We start from the raw sequence: 19641 nt of genomic DNA on the forward strand, positions 1-19641 counted from the left end.
CGAATACTTTAACTTTATTAACTAATTTTGAAAAAAATTATTCTTCGATTTGAACACTGATTATTCTTTTAAAATTTATAATAATACTGCACAACTTCCTTCAAACTGGGATGACTTAACAGTTTCTACTATTTTTTTATCCAAAAAATATTTAGAGATTCTAGAAAAGTCTGCACCAGACAATATGATCTGCCATTTTATAGGATTGTTCAATCATGAAACTTTAGTTGGTGTCGCGCTATCGCAATTTTTAGATTTAAATAAAATGCAATCTTTTGGCAATCGTGACCAGTGCATTAAAACTACTATTCGGAATTTAGTTTTTAAAAAATTTGGTTCTCATGTTCTAGTCATTGGAAATAATATGTTGACCGGTCAAAATTCTTTTGTACTAGCTGAATCAGTAGATAAAAGAGAAGTCATGCAAACTTTGGTCACTGCAACGAAAGCATTGAAAAAAAAATTTCAAACCAAAGGAAAAAAAATTCATATCACTACTTATAAAGATTTTTGTAAAGAAGAAATCAAAAATTTTAATATCCCAGAATTTAAAAATGAATATCAGTTTTCGACACAACCTAATATGGTTTTTGCAATTAATGAAAATTGGAAATCAGAGCAAGATTATATCGATTCCCTTTCAAAAAAATACAGAGATCAATACAAAAGAGCTCGAAAAAAAGCTGCAGATATTGAGAAAAGAAAATTGCATCTGCAAGATATCATAGCTTTAGAGGATACTATTTATGATTTGTACCTTCATGTTGCTAAAAATGCTCCTTTTAATACTTTTTTCTTGCCTAAAAAACACTTTAGAACCTTTAAAGAAATTTTTAAAGACAAATTTCTTTTTTACGGTTACTTTGTTGATGAAAAATTAATTGGTTTCAATACTTTAATAAAAAATGGCTCCGTCATGGACACTTATTTTTTAGGTTATGATGATAGTATTCAACGCGAAAAAATGTTGTATTTAAACATGCTTTATGACATGATTGCATACTCAATTAATAAAGGATATAAAGAAATTGTATTTGCTCGTACAGCATTGGAAATCAAAAGTTCTGTTGGTGCCAAACCAGTTCAAATGTATGGGCTCATAGGACATGCGAATCCAGTAGTTAATGTCTTTATGCCAAAAATATTTCGTTATCTAGAGCCTGCAACACAATGGCAAGAACGCAATCCATTTAAATAATACCACTGTTTGTATTTGAAATAGCAACCTTTAATTGTTTGGGCAAAATCTCAATATTTAAATTGGTTTCACTGCCGCAATATTCTCCATCGATTTGAAAACTAACAGGAACATTTGTTGAAACTGTTGCTTTATCTGTAGAAATAATCTCGACGTCTACCGAATCTAATGGCATATTTCCTGAAATAATTTTTCCAAGTACAACCAGATCTAAATTTTTCAATATAACCAGTTCAAACTTTCCGTCATCCATAGCGCCATTTGGATTGATGGTAACACCAGTTCCATACTTTTGAGAATTTGCTATAACAATCATTCTGGCAGTACATTCAATAGTTTTAAAATCGCCTGTTATTCTTGCAGTAAAAGGATCGTCTAAATCTATCAAAGTAGTAAATGTTTGTATTGCATAACCCAGTTTACCCCGAATAGTACTATTTTCATAGTTTTTAATCATTTCTGCATTGACTCCTAAATCACTTAAATGAATGCTTTTTTTTCCGTTGATTGCAATCATGTCGATTTCCATGTAATCATTATGAAAAACGATTTCTAAATTTTCTTCTATTGTAGTTGGTAAATTTAAGTCTACAGCTAAACCATTAGCCGAACCTGCTGGTAAAATCCCAATGATTACATCGTAATTTTCCATGGCCTCAGCAACCATTTTTATAGTTCCATCGCCACCAGCCACAATAATTCTTTCCGGATGATAGGTTTCATAGAGTACTTGTATGTTCTCTAAATCTGAAGCTCCGGAAGTATTGAAAATAATAAGATTTAAATTTACATTAGCCGCAAAAAGTGTTACTGCCTCTATTAACTCTGATTTATCCACATCTCCAGAAATTGGATTTACCACCAATATGATATTCTTTTTCAAAATTTTACTTCATTTATTGGTTAAAAACAATTACTTTCATATTTATTCAAAAGTACTACAATAAATGAAACCAATTTTAAAATTATATCGCGGTTATGCTAATGAACAAGAATTAATTGTCATGGGACACGTATTTAAACCCACTACAATTGAAGAATATAATTTTCAGAAAAAGAATCTCAAGAATGCTACTTCAGTGATAAAAATGTTCCAAATAAAAACACAAGCTAATGCAGATGTCTATTTGGATCACAATAATGTTAAAATTCACACTAAAACGCTTAACGATGGTTATTTTAAATTCTGCGTTCCATTAGATCAATACACAACTTACGGTTGGATTGATTACGAAGTGAGTATTACGTACAATAATGAGAGTATAACAACCCGCGATAGCTACATTAGGCCGCACAAAGGAAATTTAGGAATCATATCGGATATTGATGATACTTTCTTAGTTTCGCACACATTGAATCCTCTAAAAAAATTATATGTTTTATTGTTTAAAAACATCAATAAGAGAAAAATATACGAAGATGTTGTTACTCATTATCAAGCTTTAAGCACCGCAGGAAGGGAAAACAAAGAGGAATTCAATGCTTTTTTCTATGTATCTAGTAGCGAATGGAACCTGTATCGTTTTATAACAAAATTTACTGAAATTCATAAACTACCCAAGGCCGTTTTATTATTGAAAGATATTAAAACAAGTTTGACTGATTTTTTCTTGACTGGCAGAGGAAACCACAATCATAAATTTGAAAAAATAAAACACATTTTAGAGTTTTACCCTAACCTTGAATATGTATTATTGGGAGATGATTCTCAGCACGATCCTTATTTATACGAGGCAATTTGCAAAATTTTTCCAGTTACAGTTAAAGCAGTTTATATAAGACAAACTGGAACTAGCAAAAAAGAAAAAGTCATTTCGGTTTTAAATAATTTAGAAACTCTTAAGGTATCTGTATGCTATTTTAAAAATAGTAGTGAAGCCATTGCGCATTCTAAAGCGATGGGATTGATTTAATAAAATTTTTGTGTTGCCATTGTTTTTTAGCCCAGATTGAAGTGAAAATCCTTTCTAGAAAAAAACTATTTTTTACTGATTTTGTAGAGCGACCGCAGGAAGCTCCTACAATGTCTTGTAAAAAAAGATTTTTTCTAGAAAGATTGAAACGTAAAGCTGGATTGGCTACAAATTATCAATTTCTTCTTGAACAACCTCCCAATCTAACAATAGCTTGTCTAACTCCGTTTTTTTCTTGTTGTAAGCTGTGAAAAACTTAGCGTCTTCGATGTGCTTGTCATAATTAGAAGCGAGCATTTTATCGTCTTGCTGAATGTCTTTTTCTAATTGCTTGATTTGGCTCTCTACTTTGCTTAATTTATTCTGCAATGCTTTCCCCTTTTTTTGATCTTCGTAGGAAGCTTTGTTGCTCTCTTTAGGCACTGCTGCTTTTTCGGCATCTTTTTTCTCGACTTCACGCATGTTTTCCATATTGCGTTGTTCCAAGAAATAGTTAATATCGCCCAAATATTCTTTTATTTTTTGATCTTTAAATTCGTACACCAAATTTGACATTCCTTGCAAGAAATCTCTATCGTGAGAAACCAGCAACAAAGTTCCACCAAATTTTTGTAGTGCTGCTTTGAGAACATTCTTAGATTTGATATCCAAGTGATTTGTAGGCTCATCCATCAATAAAACGTTAATGGGCTGCAACAACAACTTACACAATGCCAGACGGTTTCTTTCGCCTCCAGAAAGCACTTTTACCTTTTTCTCCACATCATCCCCACGAAATAGAAATGAACCTAGCATATCGCGCACTTTCATTCGGTTCGTATCCGCAGCGGCATCCTCCATGGTTTGCAACAAAGTGATTTCGCCATCTAGATATTCGGCCTGATTTTGTGCAAAATATCCTAATTGAACGTTATGCCCTAACTTGATATTTCCCTTGTATTCAAATTCATCAACAATAGCTTTGATGAAAGTCGATTTCCCTTGTCCGTTTTGTCCCACGAAAGCAATTTTACTTCCACGCTCCACTAATAAGTTGATATCCTTCAAAATCGTTTTATCCCCGTAGCTTTTAGTTACGTTTTCGGCTTCAATTACCACTCTTCCTGGCTCCTTAGAAACTGGAAAAGTAATATTCATTACCGAATTATCATCTTCATCTACTTCAATACGCTCTACTTTATCTAATTTTTTAATTAAAGATTGCGCCATGGACGCTTTAGAAGCTTTGGCACGGAATTTCTCAATTAACTTTTCTGTTTCTTCAATTTTTTTGGCTTGATTTTTTTGTGTTGCCAACTGTTTCTCCCGAATTTCATGACGTAATTCTAAATATTGAGAATACGGCTTATTAAAATCATACGCTTTACCAAGGGAAATTTCGATCGTTCTATTGGTCACATTATCCAAAAACATTTTATCGTGCGACACAATAACTACCACTCCAGGATAATTACGAAGGAAACTTTCTAACCAAATGATACTCTCGATATCCAAGTGATTCGTTGGCTCATCTAGCAACAAAACATCATTTGCCTGTAATAATAATTTGGCTAATTCAATACGCATTCTCCATCCACCAGAGAAAGTTTCTGTTTGATTGTCAAACACGTCTCTTTTAAAACCTAAACCCAATAAAATTTTCTCTGTATCACCTACATAATTATAACCTCCTAATAATTCAAAACGATGCGTATAATCAGATAAGTCTTCAATGATTTGACTGTATTCGTCACTTTCATAATCCGTTCTTGTAACTAACAAGTGATTGATTTCTTCCAACTTTTTCTCGACAATTTTAATCTCTGTAAAAGCTTCATAGGCTTCTTCAAGAACAGTTCTACCCTGCTCAAAATCGATATCCTGGCGCAAAAATCCCATTCGAAGATCTTTCTCTTGAGAAATAACACCTGAGTCAGGAGCAAAATCTTTGGCTAACATTTTAAGCATGGTAGATTTCCCAGCTCCGTTCTTTCCAACAAGACCTACGCGGTCTCCAGCACCCAAACGAAAGGTAACTTCCTCAAATAAATAAGTACCACCAAACGAAACAGATAAATTGTGTATATTAAGCATGTATTGTTATTTTATTCCTTTTGAAATTGTAATTTTGTAACTTAGTGTATAGGTATTAAAAAGGAAAAATTAAATTTTTTGCAAATGTTAAAAAAAGGATCCAAATTATATAGCATTTTAACAGGAACTTGTCCTAAATGTCAGAATGAAAGTATGTATTTGGATAAAAATCCGTTACATCTCAACAAAATATTGAAAATGCATGATAATTGTAGTCATTGTGGTTTAAAGTATCAAATCGAACCTTCCTTTTTTTATGGCGCTATGTATGTTAGTTATGGTTTAAATGTGGCAGTTGGAATAGCGGCTTTTATTATTTCATTTTTAATATTTAGCTCTAGCCTAAAAGTGGCATTTATTACTATAATTGCCACACTTATTATCTTGTTCCCATTTGTTTTGCGTTGGTCCAGAAATATTTACATCAACATGTTTGTTTCCTATGATCCAAATACAAAATAACTCTATAGTTTTTCTTTGGGCAAAAATCTTTTAATGTCAATTTCAGTATTTAACGGAACTTGATATTCAATATTCTCATATAATGCCTTAGCCATTGCAGGTCCTAGCATAACGCCTCTAGTTCCTAAGCCATTCAAAATATGAACAGAATTATAATTTTGATGGGTTCCCACCAATGGTCTTCTGTCTTTAACAGTAGGCCGAACACCTGCAAAATGCTGAACAATTTCAAAATCACAAGTGATGATTTCTTTTATTCTATCTATTAATTCGATTTTACCTTCCTCAGTAGGTAAATCGGTTTTATCTTTCCAATTATAAGTAGCGCCAACCTTGAAACAATTATTTCCTAAAGGCAAAATAAACACGCTCGTATTTACAATTACATCAAGATTCAATTTAGGGGCTTTTATAATAAAAAGCTCGCCTTTTGTCCCATCTAATGGCAATTGATTGAAAAAGGGATTCGAATGCATCCCGAAACCTTCAGCAAAAACGATGTGTCTTGCATGAATATCATTATACTGAATACCATCAGCATTAATTTGCAATTCATCATAATCAAAGGTTTCATTTAAAAACCAATTATTATCTTTCAAATACGCTCTATACTCTTTCAGAAGTAAGGCTGTATCCACAAAGCCCGTTTGTAAAACTTCACCATAACCGTAAGGAGAATCAATTCCAAGATATTGTTTGGCGATTAAGTCCAAGGATAAAAAAGGAGCTAATGCCTTTTTATCAGAAGCAGCAAACCAATTATTTTGTTCTTCAATCGAAAAAAATTTTCTCAAAATTGGACTTTTGAAATCAAATTTAGTTTTTAGTTTTTCTTCTAGCAAAGTATAAAAATCATTCATCAACAACAATTGCTCTTGCGCTAGCCAAACCTCACTAAATCGCTTTAAAATAACAGGATTATACAAACCTCCAGCAATTTTTGAGGAAGTCTGAGAATCATCGTCTACTACAAAAATAGACTTACCGTTACCCAACGCAACTTCAGAAAAGGAAATTCCTGCTAAACCAGAACCAACAATTAAATAATCTATCATTAAAAATAATTTTTAAAACAGTTACAAAGAAAACACTTTAAACAAAAAAACTCTCACCAATACGGTGAGAGTTTATAATAATTTTATAAGATTAAAATTAATAATTCCACATATCTTGCTCGAAATTACGAATTTTTTCTTTAACTCTTTCTGACTCTAAAAGTTGATTTTGAGCATTGTCTTTCATGTATTCTTCAATAGTTCTATCTCCGTATACATTCTCTTCTTTATAAATAACAGCATTAAATCGTCTGGAATTTAGAATCTGATCAAATGAAACTGGCATCGCTGAATTTTTATCATTGAATGCTTTAGCTTCATGCAGTACATCACGAGCAGCTGGGAAAAATACCCAGAACAACTCAATGTAATCTTTTTCTTCACTATTCATTGTGTAAACATCAGGAGTAACCGGACAAATACCTAATAAACGATACTTCAATTCACTTTGACGCTTATCAAAATACCAATATCCTTTGATTTTGTATTGCGTTACGTCTTGAGCAGACAAATCTTGTCTTAAAATATACTCATCAGAAATCTTGTTTCCAGCATTAATTTGCTCTCGACCTGCATCCGTAGTGTCTATACGAGTCAATGAAGTCTGAATATCTTGAGTAGACTTTTTGGTGTTAAAATAACTATCAGTATATACCTCAGTAATTTTACCATTTTTCATTGCTCTAGTAAGCACATCGTACAACGATCTTCTGTCAGAACCAATGTTAGCAGTATCAATAGGAAAATACAAAGCAAAATTAATTTTTTCACTTAAATCAATAATTTCCCATGTTGTCTTACCCATTAAAACATCTCTATCGTGAACATAACCATATGCTAACGGTTTATCGTTGTCAGAAATGAGTTGAGCTGCAGTCTTAAGTCCAATTTGGTCTGGAGTTTTTGCATTAAGCAAATTAGACTGTCCAAACGAAGCAAAACTACCCGTAATAGTGACAATTGCGATTAAAAAATTTCTTACATTCATCATGGTATCATAATAAGTTATTGAAGTAGGCAAAATATTAACGTACTTTTATTTATTGTATTTCAAAAATTACTGGAGCAGTTCTAGGCAATAAATAACTACCAGCACCTACCAATTTAGTTTTTATTTCAGAAATGGTAACTTGATCACCTCTTCCAGCTTTAGATAATGCAGCCTTACATTGTGCATTTAATCTGTTTCCTTGAACTACTACTGTAGCTTGTCCAGTAACTTTAAGATTAAATCCGATAACATTTAAGCCAACTTCAAAATCAAAATCCTCTAGTTTGGCACCAATAGTTGCTATTTCAAGATTTGATTTAGGACCTTTAACAACTCCTGTTTCACCTCTAATAGTTCCTGTAGGACCTGGAATACCTTTAATTCTAAACACTTTTTTGTCGGAAGCAACTTTGCCATCAGCCATTTTACCTGAAACATTAATTACTACCTCGTTTCCACTTTGAGGACTCATACTAAATTTTCCATTTCCAACTTTTGTCAAACCTGGTGCGGATGCATTAACATCTTGATCGGCAATTCCTGCAAATGATATAGAGATTGGATTCACTACACCCCTATACACCACATTCATTTTATCAGCAGATATAGTAGCTGAGTTCGGCCTTGGAACAACCACATATTTACCTGAAAACTTAAGAGCAATAGGATTGCCATCCTCAACAAAATTAAATTGTCCACCAATTGATTGTTCACCTACAACACCTGCAGTCAAAGCGATTTTTGCTGTACCAGTTGCCGGATCTAATTTTGCACCAGTTACACTCGTTGGTTTAGTGTTTTCATCATAACGACCTAAAACAACTTTACCTGTAACAGCTTCACCTTGAAAATAGGCATTTTTATCTAAAACAACAATAGCTTGGTAATTGCTATAAGAAGCAGCAGCTACAGCCGCCTTTCCTAAAGCGATACTGTACACATCAGACTCTGCTTTGTTGATATCATTTTGCCAAGTAGATAATTTTGCTACTGAAGCAATTGCTGGAAATCCTTTGAAGTGGTAAGACAAATACTTGTCTTTTAAACCTTCAGAATTTTTCACATCCGAAACGTCAAATTTACTTTCAACTTCACTAATAATTGAAGCATACTTTTTGTCAGTTCCCAAAGCAGTTTTCATATCAGCCTTGTACTGAGTAATAGCTGCTATAATTTCGTTTCCTTTTTTACCGTAACCTTCTCCAGTAAACCAATCATCTATATTGTCACCTTTATCCATGTCTTCGTATGGAAGTTTACCAGTTTCTGGATCGACAACAAAGCCTTTACTTGCTTGCTCTTTTAAAGATGCTATATAATTAAAGAAATTATCAGTGATTACTTTAACTTTATGCGCTGTTTGAGCAGCTATTGCAAATTCTCCTTTAGCTTCAGCTGCTTTAGTATCTAAGGCTGCAAGCATTTGATCAATGCTTTGTTTTGAATTTACATTTGAACTTTCAAATTTTTCATTCATTAATCCAAAACCCGAAATTACCTCTTTTGAAACATTCATTGCCAACATAGCGATAAAAACCAGATACATCAGGTTAATCATCTTCTGTCTAGGGGTTAGTTTTCCTCCTGCCATATTTTCTACTAATTAGTTTGTTAATTATTTTATAGTTCGAAACTAATTATTTGATTATCCTTTGTTACCCATTGCAGAAAGCATACCACCATATACATTGTTCAATGAAGCGATGTTTGCAGTCATTGATTGCATTTGTTCTTTCAATTTTCCTGCGTTCTCAGCAATTTCTTTATTTGCTTCAGCATTTCTTGAAGCACTTTCTAATTGTACTTTGTATAAACTATTCAAAGACTCCATCTGTGCAGCTGCCATAGACAATTCTTCGCTGTATTTTTTAGTAGCTGAAATCGAATCTACTGTAGGTGAAATTGCTTTTGCAGCTCCTTCGAAATTTTTTATACTGTTTCCTAAACTTGACATTAATTCGCCATCAATTTTAGCCTCCTTAAGCATTGCGTCTAATTTCTGAGATAATAAACCTTGTGTGTCAGCAGGAGTTTCAACTTTAGCTTTTTTGGTACCTTCAGATTTACCATTAGCAAGTTCAGGATACACTAAAGTCCAATCTAATTCATCATCAACTGGTTCAAAAGCAGAAAGCGCAAAAATAAAAGCCTCAGTTAACAATCCTACAGAAAGCATAACTGTTCCTGTTAGTGGACCCAATTCGAAGTGTGTTATTTTAAAAAGAGCTCCAACAATAACAATTGCTGCTCCCATACCGTATGCAAAATTCATTGCTTTTTTTCCTAGTAATGCCATAATCTTAGTTTTTTTTAATGTAGGTTTATTATTAAAGGGGTTTATTATTTTTTCTTTTTATTGTTACCAGTAGTTTGTAATCCCATGTAATCTTGTACGGTTCTAAAACCAATGTAACTCCTAGCAGAATCAGCATATTCATGATCACGTGTACTTACTTGTAAAAAATAAGCAACATCTTTCCATGATCCGCCACGAACTACTTTTCTTTGATTTTTATAATCCTGTACATTTGGATTCATTGATGAAACGTATTCATAAGCGTTTGGATCATAAGATGAGTTAGTCCATTCAGCAACATTCCCTGCCATATTATACAAGTTATAACCATTTGGCTCATACGATTTTGCTTCTACGGTATACAAAGCATCGTCAGCTGCATAATCACCTCTGTTTGGCTTAAAGTTAGCCAAAAAGCACCCTCTATCGTTTTTAGTATACGGACCACCCCAAGGATACGTTGCAGATTCTAAACCACCTCTTGCTGAATATTCCCATTCTGCTTCGGTTGGTAATCTAAAAGAAGGAATTTGATCACGTCCTTTTGTTCTAGACTTGATATAAGAATTTTTCTTTAAAGTTCTCCATGCGCAAAAAGCTTTTGCTTGTGTCCATTTTACACCTACTACTGGATAATCTCCATAAGCTTTATGCCAGAAATAATCATTGTGCATAGGCTCGTTGTATGAATAAGCATAATCCTTGATCCAAACAGTAGTGTCAGGATATACTTTCACCTCTTCAGATTTAATAAAATCTTTCCTGTTCCCAACTTTAGCTTTTGCAGCAGCTTGAATATCCATCCAGGAATAACGGAATTTCAATTTATTCACATCAATAGTTCTTAAGCCATTGTAAGACGCTTCGATAGGCAAATACATAGAATCCATCACTTCGGCATAAGCAGCATCAGGATATTTTTTAGTATCTTTTATAAGTTTTACTTTTTTGTTTAATTTTCTACCAGCATATTGATCATCAGCAGTTCCTACACTGTAATAATTGTCATACATGTATTTGTCATACGCTGTCATTTTTTCAGGATCAGAATCGTTGAATGCAAAATCAGCGATACTTCCAGCATTTTTACCTTTTGCTTTCGGATCCGTGGCTGCTTGTCCACTCTCATCAGCTAAAATTGCCAAACGTACTCTAATTGTAGAATCTTTAACCCATTCTACAAATTCTCGGTACTCACTATTGGTGATTTCTGTTTCATCCATGTAAAAAGAACGAACTGTAACCGTTTTTGTTGGAGCATCTTCTACATTAGCTAAATCACTGTCTGACTTACCCAAAATAAAGGATCCACCTGGAACTAACGCCATCCCATAAGGCTTTTCAGGATGCCATTTCCCGCCGTTAATACCAACTAATTCTCCCTTGTCGCCTGATTTACCACAGCCAATTAAAACGGCTAAAAGTGATGTATATGCAATGAACTTCTTCATATAAATTTGGTTATCTATTCATTATTTTTAAGTGTGTAAACCTATTTATTATTTATTAATAAAACAATATTTTTTGGAATGAAATTATTTTGAATTCAAAAATAATGTTAATTAAAATACAAAAAAAATATTTGATCGATAAAATAACAAAATAATCGCTAAAAAACATAAAAAGTAAATGTTTATATATTTTATACAATTTAGCTTATAAAACTTTATCATCTTTAAAGAATTTATATGAATGGTATTATAAATAAAAGCTACAAAGTGTTTTTTCGTTGTGCTTTCCACCATCTTTCTGGCAACTCTTGATTACATGCCATTAAATATTCTTCATAAGAACATGGTAATAACGTATTTCTTTTCAATTTATTACTCCCATTCGAAATAAATGGAATTTCTATCCACCAACGGTCTGTTTTATCACTTTTATAAAAAATTAGCTCTTCATCCTCTAACGGAACAATATATTTCAAGTAATTTTCCTTACTACCAAAAGGATATTCATTAGAACGATAATGAAACCCTTCTATAAAATACCAAATGATCTGAGCAATAAGAACAGATTCATGTACCGAGTTGTTATGATTAAATACACCAAACGAAGATACTTTATCGCTTATCCCTGCATACCGCGAAAGCGAACAAATTTCTTTACCATTAAAACCATTCGGTGCAAACGAATTAAAATTACCAGAATCCGAAGATTTAACCGAATTCAAATCGATACTCACAAGATCAGCATCTCTAAATACAGGCTCCGAAATAGAAATTGTATTGGAAACCTCACCCAACCTGTAGGCATCAAAAAATAATTTCTCAATCAAATCTATTTCTTCCTGCGAGTTAAAATACGTTTGATACCCAATATTGCAATAATTGAAAAGATTATTAGGCTCCTCTACAATTATTTTTGTCAAGTAGGAAGATGCTGAAACTTCCTCTTCCTCTTTACCAAAATCAAACTTATTATCTATAGCAACTAAATTTACCATTTGTTCTAAATCATCGTACGCTCTATAAATAGCGTACGTTAAATCTTGAGAACCACCAATTACAATCGGGATAATTTTTTTCTTAATGAGACTTGCAACAACTTTCTTTACAGCAAAATAGGTGTCTTCAGCAGAATTACCTGCTAGGATATCTCCTAAATCAGCAATCGATGCGTCCCAATTTCCGGGAAACAAACTATACAATTCTTTTCTAAAAGGCAGCAAATCAACATCTGACAAAGCTTTATTGTCTCCTCTATTTTCTAATACACCAATGAAAGCAATTGTAATTTTGTTTAAATCTGGAAATTGCTTTTCTGTATGCAATACTATTTTACGCCCTAATTGCTGAGAGGTCAATCCATCAATATAATGAAGGATTTCATCGTCTACGGGTTTTAGAAAATCAAATTCCATTTTTACTTCTTTTTTACCTCTCGCTTACCAATTTTAAGATCTCTAAAAAAAGGAGGTCGAGCTGTTACAATTTATGATTCTCTTATTTCTTTTTGGCCACTACTTTTTTTACTGGAGCTTTCTTCGCTGCAGCTTTCTTTGCAGGTGTTTTTTTAGCAACTACTTTTTTAGCAGGCGTTTTCTTAGCGATCATTTCCTGAACTTCGTCCAAAGTTAATTTAGTAGCATCAACATCTTTGCTTAACTCGATTTTAATTTTTCCTTTGGTTATAACCGAACGACCCCAACGGGCTTTTTCAACTAAAATCCCTTCCTCTTCCCAATTATGTAAGACCTTATCAATATTCTTTTGCAATTTATCCTCTATCAATGCTTCGATATCGCTTTGAGACAAATTATCAAAATTATATTTTTTACTTACATTAATAAAAGTACCATTCCATTTAATAAAAGGACCAAAACGACCAGTTCCTTTCTGCACTCCTTCGCCCTTGTAAACAGCTATCGGCGCATCAGCGAGTGCTTTTTCATCTATTAATTCTTTTGCTCTATCAAAATCTACATCTAGTGGATTTTCGCCTTTTGGTAAAGAAACGAATGCAGCTCCATGGCGAATATAAGGTCCATAACGCCCATTACTTACCTCAACTTCTTCGTCTTTGTAATTCCCAAGATTTTTGGGTAATAAAAATAGATTCAAAGTTTCTTCTAAAGTAATGTTTCCTATGTTCTGATCATTCATTAAACTAGCAAACTTTTTTTCCTCATCATCAGCAGCTCCGATTTGTGCCATTGGGCCAAATTTTCCTAAACGTACCGAAACCGGTTTTCCAGTTTTAGGATCTGTCCCCAAGATTCTCTCCCCACTTTCCCGTTCTGCATTGGCTTCAACATCCTTTACATTTGGGTGAAATTGATCGTAGAATTCCTGCATCATTTTTGACCAAACTAGATTTCCTTCAGCAATTTCATCAAAATCCTGTTCTACTTTTGCTGTAAAATTGTAGTCTAAAATATTTCCGAAATTCTTTACCAAGAAATCCGTAACAATCGTTCCAATATCGGTAGGAACTAATTTTCCTTTATCAGAACCCGTATTTTCTTTCAATAACTTCTCCCCTACTTTTCCGGATTGCAAAATCAATTGTGTGTAATTGCGCTCTTGTCCATCTAAATTTCCTTTCTCAACATAATTTCTGTTTATAATAGTAGAAATCGTTGGTGCATAAGTAGAAGGACGACCAATTCCCAATTCCTCTAATTTTTTTACCAAAGAAGCTTCAGTGTATCTTGCAGCAGCACGAGAATATCTCTCTGTCGCAGTAATGTAATTATTTTGTAATTTTTCGTTGACTTTCATTGCTGGCAACATGCCTTCTTGTTCTTCTTCATCTTCATCATGACCTTCCAAGTACACTTTTAAGAAACCTTCAAAAAGCAATACTTCACCTGATGCAGTAAAAATTTCACCGTGATTGTTCGCTTCAATTTTCACGTTAGTACGTTCTAATTGCGCATCACTCATTTGCGAAGCCAGCGTTCTTTTCCAAATCAAATCATACAAACGCGCTTGATCTCTGTCGATATCTACCGTATGACGCGACATATCCGTAGGACGAATTGCCTCATGGGCTTCCTGTGCGCCTTTGCTTTTATTAACAAATGTTCGAGGTTTTGAGAACTCTTTGCCATAGGATTTTATAATTTCAGCCTGAGCAGCTTCCATTGCATCTTTGGATAAATTCACACTATCCGTTCTCATATAGGTTATAAGTCCGGCTTCGTACAAACGTTGTGCTAGTTGCATTGTAATTCCAACAGGCAAATACAATTTACGAGCAGCTTCTTGTTGCAAAGTTGAAGTCGTAAATGGACCAGTTGGTGATTTTTTAGTAGGCTTCGTTTCTAAATCGGCTACTTTATATGTAGAACCTATATTTTTATTTAAAAAATCGTCGGCTTCTTTTTTAGTATTGAAATTTTTAGGCAGTTTGGCTTTGAATGACTTTCCCGCTTCGTTTGTAAACTCTGCCACTACAGAATATGTTGCAACAGCTTTAAAGTTCTGAATTTCTCTTTCACGCTCCACAATTAAACGAACGGAAACAGATTGTACCCGTCCTGCTGAAAGTCCGCCTTTGATTTTTCTCCAAAGTACAGGCGATAATTCATAACCAACCAATCGATCTAAAACACGTCGCGCTTGTTGTGCATTGACCAAATTATAATCGATTTCTCTTGGATTATCAATCGCTTTTAAAATTGCTGTTTTAGTTATTTCATGAAAAACAATTCGTTTAGTTTTAGCTGGATTTAAATTTAATTCTTCAGATAAATGCCAAGAAATAGCTTCTCCCTCGCGATCCTCATCACTTGCTAACCAAACCATTTCCGCTTTTTTTGCTAAACCTTTTAATTTGGTAACCAATGCTTTTTTATCCGCTGAAACTTCATATTTAGGTTTGAAACCATTTTCTACATCTACACCAATTTCTTTGGATGGCAAGTCGGCAATGTGCCCGTAACTAGACTCCACTTGAAAATCACTTCCTAGAAATTTCTCGATTGTTTTTGCCTTTGCAGGGGACTCAACTATAACTAAATTCTTTGCCATTGCTCTATTTTTCTGGGACAAAAGTATCTATTTTTTTTAAATATTGAGATTTTGAATTCAATTTTAAAACTATTACGCTACGATTTACAAAGAAATGATTCGGTCTAGAGATGTTTTTTTAGTCCCGATTACTTCACAATACATTTATTCTAGTTGGAGTTCAGTGAATTTCATTTGCAGTGAAAATCCTTTTTTATTTTCCTTTTCGGCAAATAAAAAGATTGAAACGAAAAGCGGGACACTAGCGAATCGTACCGACGAAGTAAATAGCTCCCTAGAAAAAATGCCTTAAAATAGTGTTAATTCTTAATCTGACATCTTGTCATATTTATTTGAATTGCGTTATCTTTGTCTTTTGAAAATACATAATGGAAAAGATCATTGAAGAAAGTAAACAAGGCGAGAGCCTTGTTCTAGAGAATAAACCTGAGAATACTAAAAAGCTCTTTATCGAGAGTTACGGCTGCGCAATGAACTTTTCGGACAGCGAGATTGTAGCCTCCATTTTATCAAATGGTGGTTATAATACCACTCAAATTTTAGAAGAAGCCGATTTGGTCTTAGTAAATACGTGTTCCATTCGCGATAAAGCGGAGCAAACCATACGCAAACGTTTAGAAAAATACAATGCGGTAAAACGTATTAATCCCAAGATGAAAGTGGGTGTTTTGGGTTGTATGGCAGAACGTTTGAAAGACAAATTCCTAGAAGAAGAAAAAATAGTAGACCTTGTTGTAGGGCCCGATGCCTACAAAGATCTGCCAAACCTCTTACAAGAAGTTGAAGAGGGGCGCGATGCGATTAACGTGATTTTGTCTAAAGACGAAACCTATGGTGACATTTCTCCCGTTCGATTAATGAGTAATGGCATTACCGCTTTGGTTTCAATCACGCGTGGTTGTGATAATATGTGTACGTTTTGCGTGGTGCCTTTTACCCGCGGACGCGAACGCAGCCGTGAACCGCAAAGTATCATGACCGAAATTCAGGATTTGTGGGACAAAGGTTTTAAGGAAATTACGCTTTTAGGACAAAACGTGGATAGTTTTCTTTGGTATGGCGGCGGATTGAAAAAAGATTTTGAAAATGCGTCCGAAATGCAAAAAGCAACAGCTGTAGATTTTGACCAATTACTCGAAATGGTTGCGGTTGGTTTCCCCAAAATGCGCATCCGATTCTCGACTTCAAACCCACAAGACATGCACGAAAGTGTTTTACATGTAATTGCGAAACATCCTAATATATGCAAACACATTCACTTGCCAGTTCAATCTGGAAGTAATAGAATTCTAAAAGAAATGAACCGTTTGCATACGCGCGAGGAGTACATGACTTTGATTGATAAAATTAGAACTATTATTCCAAACAGTTCGATTTCACAGGATATGATTGCTGGTTTCCCTACAGAAACCGAAGAAGATCATCAAGACACTTTGAGTTTGATGGAATATGTGAAATATAATTTTGGTTATATGTATTCGTACTCCGAACGTCCTGGAACATTGGCAGGAAGAAAAATGGATGATGACGTGCCTGAAGCAACCAAAGCAAGAAGATTGCAAGAAATTGTCGATTTACAACAAAAACATGCTTGGTTTCGTAGTGAAGAATTCATTGGACAAACCGTAGAAGTTTTAGTAGAAAAAGTTTCGAAAAAATCAACTGAGGAATTTTCAGGAAGAAATTCGCAAAGTATTACGGTGGTTTTTCCAAAGGAGAATTATAAAATTGGGGATTTTGTAAATGTGAGAATCACATCTTGCACCAGCGGAACTTTAAAAGGTGAAGCCGTTGGTTTTAGCAAAATGAATTGATTTTTTTACCACAAATTTCGCAAATTTCCGCAAATTAATTAAACTATAATATCGAGCATGACTGATTTTAATGAATATTATTATAAAAAAGACGAAAACTACGAAATAGTTGGTCTTTGTATGGAAGTACATTGAATACTCGGACCTGGCTTACTTGAAATCGTTTATAAAGATGCTTTAGAAATTGAATTCAAAAACCATAATATTCCTTACAAAAGAGAAAAAGAGTATAATGTAGAATACAAAGGAATTATTTTGCCTCATAAATTTTATGCCGACTTTGTGGTCTATAGCGATATTATTTTAGAAGTAAAATCAATAAAAGAAATCAGTAATGATCATCTTGCACAGACATTAAATTATATGAAACTAGCCGATACCCCCATTGGAATAATAGCAAATTTTCAAAACAAATCGTTGGTTCACAAAAGATTAATAAATACCTAAAATTATAAATTTGCGATAATTTGTGTAATTTGTGGTTGAGAAAAAAAATATGGAATCAGTTCAAAACATAAAACAACGATTTGAGATTATCGGGAATGACCCGAAGCTTAATCGTGCGATAGAAAAAGCCATTCAGGTTGCTCCTACTGACATTACTGTATTGGTAGCTGGAGAAAGCGGAGTTGGAAAAGAGAATATTCCCAGAATTATTCATTCTCTTTCACATAGAAAACATGGGAAGTACATTGCTGTAAACTGCGGAGCCATTCCAGAAGGCACGATTGACAGTGAACTCTTCGGACATGAAAAAGGCGCTTTTACTGGAGCAACAGGCACTCGTGAAGGTTATTTTGAAGTGGCTGACGGCGGAACGATTTTTCTAGATGAAGTGGGCGAATTACCCTTAACCACGCAAGTGCGCTTATTACGTGTTCTTGAAAATGGCGAATTTATAAAAGTAGGTTCTTCACAGGTTCAAAAAACTGACGTACGCATTGTAGCGGCAACCAATGTTAATTTATTCGATGCCATAGAAAAAGGAAAATTCCGTGAGGATTTATATTATCGTTTGAGTACTGTGGATATTACTTTACCTCCTTTGCGGGATCGAAAAGAAGATATTCATTTGTTATTCAGGAAATTTGTTGCTGATTTTGCGCATAAATATAAAATGCCTCCATTGAAACTGGATGAAAATGCGATTGAGCTGCTGCAAAAATTCCGTTGGAGCGGAAATATTAGACAATTGCGTAATGTAGCCGAGCAAATCTCTGTTTTAGAAACGAATCGTGACATAACTACAACTACACTACAGTCTTACTTACCTGAGCAAGGCAGCAACCTTCCGTCAGTCATTAAAGACAAGAAAAGTAAAAATGATTTCTCAACAGAAAGAGAAATTCTATATAAAGTACTTTTTGACATGAAAAGTGATTTGAATGATCTAAAAAAATTAACGTTGGAATTAATTCAAAACGGAAGCTCGAAAGTGCAAGAGACCAATCAAAATTTGATAAAAAAAATATATGGTTCCAAAGAAAACGATAGCGAGATCGATTTTGAGGAAGAACCTGGTTCATCGTTAATCTCAACAAAACAGAATAATGAAGAGCATTATCAAGAACATGAGGATAATTATCTTTTTGCAGAAACCATCGAGGAAGAAGAAACGTTACGTTTAGAACAGAAAGAAATCGAAATGATTAAAAAATCATTAGAAAAAAACAAAGGAAAACGAAAAGCAGCAGCAGATGAATTGGGTATTTCTGAACGAACATTGTACCGCAAAATCAAACAATTTGATTTGTAGCATTTTCAAAAAAAATGGCACGAGTGTTTAAACACAAAATGAATATCTTTGACAAAAGTGTTAACAAGTTTGCGAAGTAATTTAAAATAGAAAATGAAACATATAAAACGTATTCTTTTTTCCATAATTATATTGGGTATTAACAGTTGTTCCGTCTACAATTTTACGGGGACAGGAAAAATTGATGGAGAAACATTTCAAGTTGGTTTTTTTCAGAATAATGCTGAGCTAATTGAACCCGGAATAGACAGAACATTTACATTAGAACTCCAAGATTTAATTCAAAACCAAACTAATTTAAACTTAGTCAAAAATGGTGCAGATTTAACATATGAAGGTGAGATTGTGGATTATAGAATAAGTCCAATGACAGCAACTGCTGATCAACAAGCGGCTCAAAATCGTTTGACTATTCGGGTTAATGTTCGTTTTACAAACAAGAAAAAAGAAACAGATGATTTTGAAAAACCATTTGCCTTTTTCTACGATTATCCTGCAGAACAACAATTGACTGGCGCTACTTTGAATAGTGCTTTGAAAGATATTTTTGAAAGAATAACGCAAGATATTTTTAATGAGTCGCTTGCAAAATGGTAAATAAAATAT

16 protein-coding genes are annotated in these 19641 nt (G+C 33.8%); 7 read left to right on the forward strand and 9 right to left on the reverse strand.

Annotated features, from left to right (window positions below; translation table 11 throughout):
• The first annotated feature begins 49 nt into the window (after nt 1–49).
• Nucleotides 50–1198 carry a peptidogalycan biosysnthesis protein gene (locus ACNQGB_RS00215; RefSeq protein WP_417946638.1) on the forward strand — a complete coding sequence of 383 codons (1149 nt, stop codon included), beginning with the start codon at nt 50–52 and terminating at the stop codon, nt 1196–1198.
• Here the strand turns inward: ACNQGB_RS00215 and ACNQGB_RS00220 are convergent.
• Entirely contained in the window at nt 1191–2081 is an 891-nt protein-coding gene (locus tag ACNQGB_RS00220; protein ID WP_417946636.1) for a diacylglycerol/lipid kinase family protein, read from the reverse strand. The genes ACNQGB_RS00215 and ACNQGB_RS00220 overlap by 8 nt on opposite strands.
• A 64-nt stretch (nt 2082–2145) precedes the next feature.
• On the opposite strand from ACNQGB_RS00220, the gene ACNQGB_RS00225 reads away from it, so the two are divergent.
• A complete protein-coding gene (locus ACNQGB_RS00225) occupies nt 2146–3111 on the forward strand; it encodes an App1 family protein (RefSeq protein ID WP_417946635.1) in 966 nt (321 codons plus the stop codon).
• Nucleotides 3112–3276: 165 nt separating this feature from the next.
• On the opposite strand, the gene ACNQGB_RS00230 is transcribed toward ACNQGB_RS00225, so the two are convergent.
• Nucleotides 3277–5184 (reverse strand): ABC transporter ATP-binding protein, encoded by a 1908-nt coding sequence (locus ACNQGB_RS00230; protein ID WP_309756159.1) that lies wholly within the window; start codon nt 5182–5184, stop codon nt 3277–3279.
• 84 nt (nt 5185–5268) lie between these two features.
• Between ACNQGB_RS00230 and ACNQGB_RS00235 the strand changes: the two genes are divergently transcribed.
• Nucleotides 5269–5646 carry a DUF983 domain-containing protein gene (locus tag ACNQGB_RS00235; RefSeq protein WP_417946634.1) on the forward strand — a complete coding sequence of 126 codons (378 nt, stop codon included), beginning with the start codon at nt 5269–5271 and terminating at the stop codon, nt 5644–5646.
• Between the two features lie 2 nt (nt 5647–5648).
• Here the strand turns inward: ACNQGB_RS00235 and ACNQGB_RS00240 are convergent, their stop codons facing one another.
• The 7 genes from ACNQGB_RS00240 to topA form a co-directional block, all read right to left on the reverse strand.
• Nucleotides 5649–6701 carry an NAD(P)/FAD-dependent oxidoreductase gene (locus ACNQGB_RS00240; protein ID WP_417946633.1) on the reverse strand — a complete coding sequence of 351 codons (1053 nt, stop codon included), beginning with the start codon at nt 6699–6701 and terminating at the stop codon, nt 5649–5651.
• A 97-nt stretch (nt 6702–6798) separates the two neighbouring features.
• A complete protein-coding gene (gene porN / locus ACNQGB_RS00245; protein WP_417946659.1) occupies nt 6799–7689 on the reverse strand; it encodes a type IX secretion system ring subunit PorN/GldN in 891 nt (296 codons plus the stop codon).
• A gap of 52 nt (nt 7690–7741) precedes the next feature.
• Entirely contained in the window at nt 7742–9283 is a 1542-nt protein-coding gene (gene porM, locus ACNQGB_RS00250; RefSeq protein ID WP_417946632.1) for a type IX secretion system motor protein PorM/GldM, read from the reverse strand.
• 54 nt (nt 9284–9337) lie between these two features.
• Nucleotides 9338–9988, reverse strand: a complete 651-nt coding sequence (gene porL / locus ACNQGB_RS00255; RefSeq protein WP_417943600.1) for a type IX secretion system motor protein PorL/GldL — start codon at nt 9986–9988, stop codon at nt 9338–9340.
• 44 nt (nt 9989–10032) lie between these two features.
• Nucleotides 10033–11439, reverse strand: coding sequence for a T9SS ring complex lipoprotein PorK/GldK (porK, locus tag ACNQGB_RS00260; RefSeq protein WP_417943599.1), 1407 nt, complete (start codon nt 11437–11439; stop codon nt 10033–10035).
• Between the two features lie 260 nt (nt 11440–11699).
• Nucleotides 11700–12851 carry a formimidoylglutamase gene (locus tag ACNQGB_RS00265; protein WP_417943598.1) on the reverse strand — a complete coding sequence of 384 codons (1152 nt, stop codon included), beginning with the start codon at nt 12849–12851 and terminating at the stop codon, nt 11700–11702.
• An 82-nt stretch (nt 12852–12933) separates the two neighbouring features.
• Nucleotides 12934–15465, reverse strand: a complete 2532-nt coding sequence (gene topA, locus ACNQGB_RS00270) for a type I DNA topoisomerase (RefSeq protein ID WP_417943597.1) — start codon at nt 15463–15465, stop codon at nt 12934–12936.
• A gap of 368 nt (nt 15466–15833) precedes the next feature.
• Between topA and miaB the strand changes: the two genes are divergently transcribed.
• From miaB to ACNQGB_RS00290, 4 genes are all read left to right on the forward strand, one after another.
• Nucleotides 15834–17279 carry a tRNA (N6-isopentenyl adenosine(37)-C2)-methylthiotransferase MiaB gene (gene miaB / locus ACNQGB_RS00275; protein ID WP_417943596.1) on the forward strand — a complete coding sequence of 482 codons (1446 nt, stop codon included), beginning with the start codon at nt 15834–15836 and terminating at the stop codon, nt 17277–17279.
• Nucleotides 17280–17414: 135 nt separating this feature from the next.
• Nucleotides 17415–17726, forward strand: a complete 312-nt coding sequence (locus ACNQGB_RS00280) for a GxxExxY protein (protein ID WP_417943602.1) — start codon at nt 17415–17417, stop codon at nt 17724–17726.
• Nucleotides 17727–17775: 49 nt separating this feature from the next.
• The gene (locus ACNQGB_RS00285) at nt 17776–19035 is read left to right on the forward strand and encodes a sigma-54 interaction domain-containing protein (protein WP_417943595.1); all 1260 of its coding nucleotides are present in this window, start codon (nt 17776–17778) and stop codon (nt 19033–19035) included.
• Between the two features lie 93 nt (nt 19036–19128).
• Complete coding sequence (locus ACNQGB_RS00290) at nt 19129–19632, forward strand: LptE family protein (RefSeq protein ID WP_417943594.1); 504 nt, start codon at nt 19129–19131, stop codon at nt 19630–19632.
• Nucleotides 19633–19641: the final 9 nt, after the last annotated feature.

The organism is Flavobacterium frigidum (genome assembly GCF_048286795.2).